Origin of the sequence: Sphingosinicella ginsenosidimutans, assembly GCF_007995055.1 — a bacterium.
GTDB classification, from domain to species: Bacteria; Pseudomonadota; Alphaproteobacteria; order Sphingomonadales; family Sphingomonadaceae; genus Allosphingosinicella; species Allosphingosinicella ginsenosidimutans.
The window spans coordinates 101,264-110,393 of the sequence record NZ_VOQQ01000001.1; the positions used below are offsets into that span (position 1 = coordinate 101,264).

A 9,130-nucleotide genomic window follows, 5' to 3' on the forward strand; every position below is an offset into this window, starting at 1 on the left:
CAACGAACGCGGCGCCCTTTGGTTGGCCTTAGCGGCGGCCGGGGACGCGATCCCAGTCGCGCTGCTCGAGGCGCAGGCGCATGTGCAGCCGGTTGATGCCGTTCTGCAGGGTGCGGACCTCGGCCCGGTTGAGCCCGCCGCGCTGGTAGATCTGGTAGGTGCGGCGGAGCTGCAACGCCTCGCGGCGCAGGCTGGCGGCCTCGCGCGGCGAAATCGTGCGACGCTGCTGGGCACGGTTGATCTGCATGTCGAGCTGGTTGATGTCCTGCCGGATCTGCGCCGACACGACCGGGGTGAGCCGCCAGGGCTGCGCCGAAGCCGGCGCGGCTGCGGTGAGCGCGGCGCCGGCGAGCGCGGCGGAAATGAGCAACTTACGCATCGAAACAACTCCTCGTTGGTGCACTTTGGCAGAACCGGTTCTAGAAACCGTGCGCTGCGAAACGGCTGAACGGCCACGACAGAATCCGTTCATAATTGTCGCGATTTGTATGAACGGAACGAGGTGTCAGGCCTTGATCTTCCATCCGCTCCGCAGCAGGCCGTAGCACAATGATCCGAGCGCGATGTTGATCCCCAGCAGCAGGATGCCGCCAAGCAGGACCGGCGAATCGGCGGTGCCGAGGAAGCCGTAGCGAAAGCCGGAGATCACATAGAAGAACGGGTTGGCATGGCTCACCGCGCGGAAGGCGGGCGCGAGCGATTCGATCGAATAGAAGGTGCCGGAGAGGAGCGAGAGCGGGGCGACCACGAAATTGGTCACCGCCGCGGCATGATCGAACTTCTCGGCCCAGATCGAGGTGACGAGGCCGAGGAAGCCGAGCATCGATGCGCCCATCAGCCCGAACCAGAACACCACGGCCGGATGGCTCGGCATCACATGGACCCCGGGCCACAGCAGCATCGCCGCCCACACCGCGAAGCCGACCAGGAAGGCCCGCGTCACCGCCGCGCCGATCAGCCCGGCGATCAGCTCCCCGGTCGATAGCGGCGGCATCAGATAGTCGACGATCGTGCCCTGCATCTTGCCGACCAGCAGCGAGAAGCTCGCATTGGCGAAGGCGTTCTGGATCATGCCCATGACGATCAGGCCGGGGGCGATGAAATCGGCGAAGGGCACGCCCATCACGGTGCGCCCGGCGCGGCCCAATGCGACGGTGAAGATGACGAGGAACAGCATGGTCGTGACCGCGGGCGCCCACACCGTCTGCAGCTGGACCTTGAAGAAACGCCGCACCTCCTTCACATAGAGCGTCTTGAGGCCGCCCCAATTGACGTTCCGGATCACGGGAACGCCGGGGGCGGTGCGAACCCAATTCGAAGCCTGCTCGTTCATGATCGCCTCCGCTAGTCGCGCAGGCCGTGCCGGGCAAGCCTAGCAAGGAAGCAAATGACGATGTCGTGGACGGACGAGCGGATCGAACGGCTGAAGGAGCTGTGGAGCCAGGGGATCACCGCCAGCCAGATTGCGGACGAACTGGGCGGGGTCTCCCGCAATGCCGTGATCGGCAAGGCGCACCGGCTTGGCCTCCAGTCGCGTCCGTCGCCCGTCAAGCCGAACGAGGGCGAGGCGCCGGCCGCGCCGGCAACGAAGGCCAAGCCCGAGCGATCGGAAAAGGCGCCGCGCCCGGCGCCCGAGCCGAGGCCCGCGCCGGTCGCCGCCGCCGCGCCCGAGCCCAAGGCCGGGGTGGCGCAGGCCCAGCCCACGGCGCCGCAGCAGCCGGCCCAGCCGGTGGTCCGGTCGATCGGCCCGGGCGGCTTCGTCCGCCAGGGTCCGGGCGACCAGCAGGCGCCGATCCCGCCCGCGCCGCCGCGGCGGCTCGTCCCGGCCAAGCCGAGCCCGGAGATCGCCGACAAGACCAGCCTGCTCGATCTCAACGATCGCATCTGCAAGTGGCCGATCGGCCATCCGGGGGAGCCCGATTTCCATTTCTGCGGCGCGCCGGCCAATCCAGGCTTCCCTTATTGCGTCCAGCATTGCGGCGTCGCCTATCAGGCGCAGCTGCCCCGCCGCGACCGCAAGCCGCCGCCCCCCCTGCCCTTCGGTGGCCCGCGCGTCCGTTAAGCGGACCGCCGCGCCACGATGAATTGATCGCGAATGCGACGACCTGCGGTTTCTACCGGGAACCGCGGGCCTTTTCGCGTATTCTTATAGGGTTACCGGAGGGGGCGAAGAGTCTCCGGGAAAGTCATGAATGGAGAAACGGACGCATGTCGCCCGACGATGTCGATTATCTTGAGCAGCGCGCCGAGACGCAATTGGAACTGGCCCAGAAGGCCCGCGACCCGCGTGTCGTGCAGGCCCATTACGAGCTCGCCCAGGCCTATCTCGACCAGATTTACGGCGCCGTGGAGGAAGCCGCCTGAGCCGGGCCGTGGGTGATCCGTCGCCGCCGCCTAGGGCTGACGCCGCAGGTCGTAATCGATCCTGATCCGGACCCAGGCCCCGACCAGCGATTCCCCGCCACGACGCGGCGGGCGCACCCTGAACTCCCACGCGGCGGCGAGCACCGACCGGTTGATCTGCGATCCTTGCGGATATTCATCGAGCGGGACGCAATCCTCGACCCGGAAATCCGGCGCCGTGCGGCAGGCGATGAGGCCCCAGCCGGGGCCGCGCGCGGTCGAGAGGTAAGAGCGCAACATCTCCGCGCGCGGCTCCTCATACCATTGGGCCGCGTAGAGCGGTTCGCCATTGGGCGCCGTCCCGACCCGCTCCGAATCGCCGGGCGCGGAACTGGGCGGCGCCGGCGGCCCATAGGGCGCGGCCGCCGGCCGATCGGGGCGGCGGCGCAGTCCCGGGGTCAGATTGAACGCCATTGGCACGATCGTCACCGGCGGCGCCGCGGGCGCCACGAGCGCCGGCTGGGCCGGAACCGCGGGCGGTTGCGATGGCGGCGCCGGCCGGTCCGGCTGCGGCGCCGGCTGTTCGCGCGTCGTTCGCCGGCGTGTCTGCGCCCGCTGCTCGGTCCGGTCGTCCTGCGAGACCTCTTCCGCCCGGAAACTGAGCAAGGTCGTGCGCGATTCCTTGACCCCGGGCGACCGGGCCGTGCCGAGCGTCAGCAGGAGGAGCAGCAGCAACAGCTCCATCAGCAGCGCGAGCCCGACGCTGAGCGCACGCCCCCCGGTCAAGGCACGAGCCCGCCGGACGAACGCGAAGGCAGGAATGGGCCTGGTCAGAAACACCTGGTTCCGGTGGCATTGTCCGCGGATCCGGATGCCCGCGGCTGGGGTCGCTTGCGATAAGCCCGCCCCGGCCGCGTGACAAGCGCATGCCGCCGCGCCGTTGCGTCGGGCCGCCCCATCTTCCGCCTGTGGATAGAACAGCCCAAGAACCTTGCCCGGGCGACTCCGCCCCTCCTATACCCTCGCTCATGTCCGATCTGTTCGCCTCCGCCTCCCGCACCTCCGCCGATTACGATGCCTCCGCGATCGAGGTTCTGGAGGGGCTCGAGCCAGTCCGCCGCCGCCCGGGCATGTATATCGGCGGGACGGACGATCGCGCGCTGCACCATCTCGCCGCCGAGGTGCTCGACAATTCGATGGACGAGGCCGTGGCCGGCCATGCCTCCAGGATCGAGATGACGCTGGAGCCGGGCAACCGGCTGACCATTTCAGACAATGGCCGCGGCATCCCGATCGACGAGCATCCCCGCTTTCCGGGCAAGTCGGCGCTGGAGGTGATCCTCACCACCCTCCATTCGGGCGGCAAATTCTCCGACACGGCCTATGCGACCTCGGGCGGCCTCCACGGCGTCGGCGTCAGCGTCGTCAACGCCTTGTCGACCGAGACGATTGTCGAGGTCGCGCGCGACCGGCAGCTCCATCGCCAGACCTTCGCGCGCGGCCTGCCGACGTCGAAGCTGATCGAGGTCGGCCCGACCCAGAACCGGCGCGGCACCAGCACCACCTTCACCCCCGATCCCGAAATCTTCGGCGAAGGCGCGCATTTCAGCCCGAAACGGCTCTACCGGCTCGCGCGGTCCAAGGCCTATCTGTTCGCCGGCGTCGAGATACGCTGGAAATGCGATCCGACGCTGATCGACGACGACACGCCGGCCGAAGCGGTGTTCCAGTTTCCGGGCGGCCTCGCCGATCATCTCAAGGAGCAGATCGAGGGCAAGGAGACCGCGACCAGCGCCCCCTTCGCCGGCCGGCACGATTTCCCCGATGCGAAGGGCTCGGCCGAATGGGCGGTCGCCTGGCCGATCTGGGGCGAAGGCGCGCAATCCTATTATTGCAACACCATCCCCACGCCCGACGGCGGCACCCACGAACAGGGCCTGCGCACCGCGCTGACCAAGGGCATCCGCGCCTTCGGTGAGCTGGTCGGGCAAAAAAAGGCCAAGGACATCCAGTCCGAAGACCTGCTCGCCGGCGCGGAGATCATGCTTTCGGTCTTCATCCGCGACCCGCAGTTCCAGAGCCAGACCAAGGACCGGCTGACCTCGCCCGATGCGGCGCGTCTGGTCGAAAATGCGGTGCGCGACCATTTCGACCATTTCCTCGCCGATCATATGGAGCGCGGCCGCGCGCTTCTGGGCTTCGTGCTCGATCGGATGGACGAGCGGCTGAAGCGCCGCGCCGAGCGCGAGATCAAGCGCAAGACGGCCACCTCCGGGCGAAAGCTGAGGCTTCCCGGCAAGCTCACCGATTGCGCGAACGACGATCCGGAGGGGACCGAGCTCTTCATCGTCGAAGGCGACAGCGCCGGCGGCTCCGCCAAGCAGGCGCGCGACCGCAAGACGCAGGCGATCCTCCCGATCCGCGGCAAGATCCTGAACGTCGCGTCGGCGACCGCCGACAAGATCCGCGCCAACCAGGAGATCGCCGATCTCGCGCTGGCGCTCGGCTGCGGGGTGCGCGATCGCTGCAAGCCGGACGATCTTCGCTACGAACGGATCGTCATCATGACCGACGCCGATGTCGACGGCGCGCATATCGCGACGCTGCTGATGACCTTCTTCTTCCAGGAGATGCCCGAGCTGGTGAAGCGGGGGCACCTCTTCCTCGCCCAGCCGCCGCTCTATCGCCTCTCCGCCGGCACCAGCGTCGCTTATGCCCGCGACGACGCGCATCGCGCCGAGCTCGAGGCGACGATGTTCAAGGGCAAGAAGGTCGAGGTCTCGCGGTTCAAGGGCCTCGGCGAGATGAACCCGGCGCAGCTTCGCGAAACCACGATGGACCCCAGGACGCGCAGCCTCATCCGCATCACCCTTCCCGCCGATTATGAGGATCGCGCCGCGGTGAAGGATTTGGTCGACCGGCTGATGGGCCGCAACCCGGAGCACCGTTTCCGCTTCATCCAGGATCATGCGGCGCAGCTCGACGAAGAGGAGATCGACGCCTGATCATGGCGGAGGGGGGAGCAATGGAGGCAGCGACCTGCCGGGGCGTGGGGGCGCGATGACGAGGAAGAGCCATCGCCAGCCGCCGCGCCCTCGGCCGCTCTGGACGATCCAGCGCGCGACGAATTTCGGGATCGCCTTCGGCGCCGCCGCGCTGCTGATCCAGGCGCTGTTCGGGGAGGAGCGGCGCTGGCTTTTCCTCTGCTACGTCGGGCTGCTCGTCCTCACCGTCGCCTGCGCCTTGTCGCTGCTGTGGATCACCGCGATCGACATGCGGCGGCGCGGCACCAGCCATCTGATGCGCCCGGTGCGCGGCTTCGACATCGCGGTCGGTTTGGTCCTCCTCGTCATCGCGGGCTATGCGCTGAACCTGGCCTGGCCGGGGGTTTGAGGATTCTTCTGTAAGAAACGCCGGCCGCCGCCGACTAAAGGATCATGGCGCGGGACCAGCACGACCAGGACGGACTTTATGCGCAGGCCATCGCCGCGCACGGGCCAGCGCTCGCCAGGCTGGCGCGCGCCGTCGAGGCCGATGCCGATCGCGCCCTCGATCTCGAACAGGACATGCACCTGGGCCTGTGGCGAAGCTTCGCCGGCTATGACGGCCGCTGCGCGATCGGCACCTGGACCTTTCGGGTGACGCACAACATCGCCGCCGCCCACCGGCGCGGCGGCGCGCGATCGATGAAGCTGGTCGGGCTCGACGAGGCGGAGGCGCTCGCCGGCACCGCCGATCCCGAACGCGACGCCGGCGAGGCCCATGCGCTCGCGCGCCTGCGCCGCCTCGTCCAGCAGCTGAAGCCCGCCGACCGATCGGTGATCCTGCTCTGGCTCGAAGGGCTCGATGCCGCCGCGATCGCCGAAGTGACCGGACTGTCGCCAGCCAATGTCGCGGTGAAGACGCATCGCATCAGGGCGTTGCTCGCGCGCCATTTCCAGACGGGAGACCCGACATGACCGATCCGCGCTCGATCTGGGCGGCGGACGATGCCCACCTGCCGCCGCTGTCGCCGGCAGACCTGCGCGGCCGCGACGCGCGCTTTCGTCGCCGGGTGCGACGGCGCAACCTCGTCGAATATGTCGCCGGCGGCGTGCTCATCGCGCTGTTCGGCGCGATCGGCGCGCGGGCGCAGGACGGCCTGTTCCGCATCGCCTGCGCGGCGATCGTGCTGGGAGTCGTCGCCGTCCTCTTCAGCCTCAGGCGGCGCGGGGCGGCACATCGCCCGGACGGCGCCGCCCCGGTCCGCGATCATTATCGCGCCGAGCTTTCGCGGCAGCGCGATGCGCTCGCGAGCGTGTGGCGCTGGTATCTCGCGCCGCTCGTCCCCGGCCTCGCCCTCCTGTTCGCCGCGCGCTGGCGTGAGGTGGCGGGCGATGCGGGGATCGGCGCGGCAAATGCGAGGATTCTGCCGGCGATTGTGGTGACTATCGTGGTTTTCGGTGGAATCCATTGGCTGAACCGTGTCGGTGCGCGCCGGCTCGATGGCGAGATCGCAAAGCTCGACGAATCCGATCAGGAGGATTGATCCATGCCCCGTTCCCGCCCCGCCATTTCTGCCGTCGCCACCGCCATCGCCGCCATGCTCGCGATGCCCGCACCGGTTGCCGCGCAGGCGACCCCGCAAACCACCGCAAACCACGCATCGGCCAGCGCCGCCCTGACGCAGCGCGCGGACGATGTCGTCGCCCTGCTGAACGGCGGCGGCGATCCCGACGCCTTGTTCGCGCCGGCCTTCCTCGCCCAGGTGCCGGCGGAACGGATGCGCGCCATCTCCGCCCAGATCGTCCAGCAATATGGACGGGCCGAACGGGTGACCGGGATCGCGCCGCGCGACGCCAGGTCCGGCACGATCGACATCGCGACCGAGCGCGGGACGCTGCACATCCTGATCGGCGTCGCCGCCGATCCGCCGCACCGGATCGAGACCTTGCTCGTCACCGGCGCCGAGCTCAGCGGCGACACGATGGACGCGGTGACGGCGGAAATCCGCGCGCTTCCCGGCACCGCTTCAATGGTGGTCGCGCGGCTCGGTGACGGCCCGCCGCAGCCGATGGCCGGGATCGAGCCCGATCGGGCGATGGCGATCGGATCGGCGTTCAAGCTCTTCATCCTCGCCGAGCTCGACCGGCAGGTGCGCGCCGGCCAGCGCCACTGGGCCGACGTGGTGCCGCTCGACCGCCGCTCCGCGCCATCGGGCATCCTCCAGGCCTGGCCGGCGGGGACGCCGATGACGCTGCAGACGCTCGCCACGCTGATGATCTCGATCAGCGACAACACCGCCACCGATACGTTGCTCCACATCGCCGGGCGCGAGAATGTCGAGCGGATGATGACGACGATCGGCGTCGCCGCCGCGCCGCGCAACCGCCCCTTGCTCTCGACGCTCGAACTCTTCGCGCTCAAGGCGGCGCCGCAGCCGGCCTACGACGCCTGGCGCAATGCCGACGAGGCCGGGCGCCGCCGCCTGCTCGCGCGCGATTATGCGGCGCTCGATGCGGCGCAGCTGCCGGCGGACCTGCTCGCCGGGCCGCCGTCGCGGATCGACACGCTGGAATGGTTCGCCTCGCCGATGGACCTGGCGCGAACCATGGACTGGCTGCGGCGCGAGGGCAGCGAGACCGCGCGGGCCATCCTGGCGGTCAATCCCGGCGGCCCGGCGCTGCGCGGGCGCTTCGCCTATGTCGGCTACAAGGGCGGATCGGAGCCGGGCGTGATCGATCTCACCTGGCTGCTGCGCGACCGCGAGGGCGCCTGGTTCGTGGTGACCGGCGCCTGGAACAATCCGGCGGCCGCGGTGGACGAGGCGCGCTTCCTCGGCCTGATGACGCGCGTCGCCACCCTCGTGCAGGGCTCTTAACCCTCTATTTGCCGCCTGGCGCTACAATGGCCGGATGAGCGGCGCGACATTCGGACGCAAGGGATTGGCCGGCGGCATCGCCGCACCCCGCCACGCGCCCGCTTTCGGCGCCGCGGCGCCGGCGCAGCGGCCGCTCTCGCCGGACGAGGAGATGGCGGCGCGCCGCGAGGCCTTCCTCGCCGCCGAGCGCGCGCGAAACGGCGGCGCCGCCGCCCCCGCCGCGACGCAGGTCCAGCAGCAGAAGATCGAGCGGCTCGCGCGCGCGCTGACGCCCCGCCCGCCGGAGACGTTCGAGGGCAAATCCTATCCGGTCGCCTTCCTGCTGTGGATGCTGCTCGGCGTCGCCGGCGCGCACCGGCTCTATCTCGGCCGCCGGATCAGCGGCGGCATCCTCGCCGCCATGTTCACGGTGAGCGTGGGACTCCTCGCGACGGGCTATTACCCCGCCTTCCTCGGCCTCGTCGCCTGTACCCTGGGGATGCTCGCCGACGGCCGCCTGATCGGGCGGATGAGCAAGGCGCGCCGCCGCTAGCTCGTCACCGCCGGCGCGACCAGCGGGAATCGCGGGATATCGACCGGAAAGCTGGCCCCGTCCTCGGCGACCATGAAATAGCGGCCCGACATCGCCCCGGTCGGGGTCTGGAGCGGGCAGCCCGAGACATAGTCGAACGATTCGCCGGGCTGCATCACCGGCTGCTCGCCGACCACGCCCTCGCCCTGCACCTCATGTGTGACGCCGCGCCCGTCGCTGATCGTCCATTCGCGGCTGATCAGCTGGATGGTGCGCGCGGAGCCGTTCTCGATGCGGATATGATAGGCCCAGAACCAGCGGCCCTTGGCAGGCTCCGACTGTTCGGGAAGGAAGCTGACCGACACGCGGACGGTGACGCCGTCGGTGGTCGCGGAGTGGGCGAAGAGCTCTTTCAC

12 protein-coding genes are annotated in these 9,130 nt (G+C 69.5%); 8 read left to right on the forward strand and 4 right to left on the reverse strand.

Translation table 11 applies throughout. The features are described from left to right. Positions 1–28: 28 nt before the first annotated feature. Positions 29–379 carry a hypothetical protein gene (locus FRZ32_RS00530; RefSeq protein WP_147041657.1) on the reverse strand — a complete coding sequence of 117 codons (351 nt, stop codon included), beginning with the start codon at positions 377–379 and terminating at the stop codon, positions 29–31. Between the two features lie 126 nt (positions 380–505). Further along, entirely contained in the window at positions 506–1,333 is an 828-nt protein-coding gene (locus tag FRZ32_RS00535) for an ABC transporter permease (RefSeq protein ID WP_147041658.1), read from the reverse strand. Positions 1,334–1,393: 60 nt separating this feature from the next. Between FRZ32_RS00535 and FRZ32_RS00540 the strand changes: the two genes are divergently transcribed. Both FRZ32_RS00540 and FRZ32_RS15385 read left to right on the forward strand, forming a co-directional pair. Further along, positions 1,394–2,062 (forward strand): GcrA family cell cycle regulator, encoded by a 669-nt coding sequence (locus tag FRZ32_RS00540; RefSeq protein ID WP_147044271.1) that lies wholly within the window; start codon positions 1,394–1,396, stop codon positions 2,060–2,062. Positions 2,063–2,208: 146 nt separating this feature from the next. Then, positions 2,209–2,364: a hypothetical protein gene (locus FRZ32_RS15385; protein ID WP_192901861.1), complete on the forward strand. Its 156-nt coding sequence runs from the start codon at positions 2,209–2,211 to the stop codon at positions 2,362–2,364. A gap of 30 nt (positions 2,365–2,394) precedes the next feature. Here the strand turns inward: FRZ32_RS15385 and FRZ32_RS15145 are convergent, their stop codons facing one another. Beyond that, on the reverse strand, positions 2,395–3,129 hold the full coding sequence (locus FRZ32_RS15145; protein ID WP_158635775.1) for a hypothetical protein: 735 nt from the start codon (positions 3,127–3,129) through the stop codon (positions 2,395–2,397). A gap of 242 nt (positions 3,130–3,371) precedes the next feature. On the opposite strand from FRZ32_RS15145, the gene parE reads away from it, so the two are divergent. The 6 genes from parE to FRZ32_RS00580 are packed head-to-tail and all read left to right on the forward strand — an operon-like array spanning position 3,372 to position 8,735. After that, positions 3,372–5,348, forward strand: a complete 1,977-nt coding sequence (gene parE, locus FRZ32_RS00555) for a DNA topoisomerase IV subunit B (RefSeq protein ID WP_147041661.1) — start codon at positions 3,372–3,374, stop codon at positions 5,346–5,348. A gap of 55 nt (positions 5,349–5,403) precedes the next feature. Further along, positions 5,404–5,736, forward strand: a complete 333-nt coding sequence (locus FRZ32_RS00560; RefSeq protein ID WP_147041662.1) for a hypothetical protein — start codon at positions 5,404–5,406, stop codon at positions 5,734–5,736. A 44-nt stretch (positions 5,737–5,780) separates the two neighbouring features. Beyond that, positions 5,781–6,302, forward strand: coding sequence for an RNA polymerase sigma factor (locus tag FRZ32_RS00565; RefSeq protein ID WP_147041663.1), 522 nt, complete (start codon positions 5,781–5,783; stop codon positions 6,300–6,302). Continuing rightward, the gene (locus tag FRZ32_RS00570; RefSeq protein ID WP_147041664.1) at positions 6,299–6,871 is read left to right on the forward strand and encodes a hypothetical protein; all 573 of its coding nucleotides are present in this window, start codon (positions 6,299–6,301) and stop codon (positions 6,869–6,871) included. The genes FRZ32_RS00565 and FRZ32_RS00570 overlap by 4 nt, the downstream gene beginning before the upstream one ends. A gap of 3 nt (positions 6,872–6,874) precedes the next feature. Continuing rightward, positions 6,875–8,203, forward strand: coding sequence for a serine hydrolase (locus FRZ32_RS00575; RefSeq protein ID WP_147041665.1), 1,329 nt, complete (start codon positions 6,875–6,877; stop codon positions 8,201–8,203). A 34-nt stretch (positions 8,204–8,237) separates the two neighbouring features. Then, positions 8,238–8,735 carry a TM2 domain-containing protein gene (locus FRZ32_RS00580; protein WP_147041666.1) on the forward strand — a complete coding sequence of 166 codons (498 nt, stop codon included), beginning with the start codon at positions 8,238–8,240 and terminating at the stop codon, positions 8,733–8,735. Here FRZ32_RS00580 and apaG read toward each other — a convergent pair. Continuing rightward, positions 8,732–9,130: a Co2+/Mg2+ efflux protein ApaG gene (gene apaG / locus FRZ32_RS00585; RefSeq protein WP_147041667.1), complete on the reverse strand. Its 399-nt coding sequence runs from the start codon at positions 9,128–9,130 to the stop codon at positions 8,732–8,734. The two genes, FRZ32_RS00580 and apaG, sit on opposite strands and share 4 nt — an antisense overlap.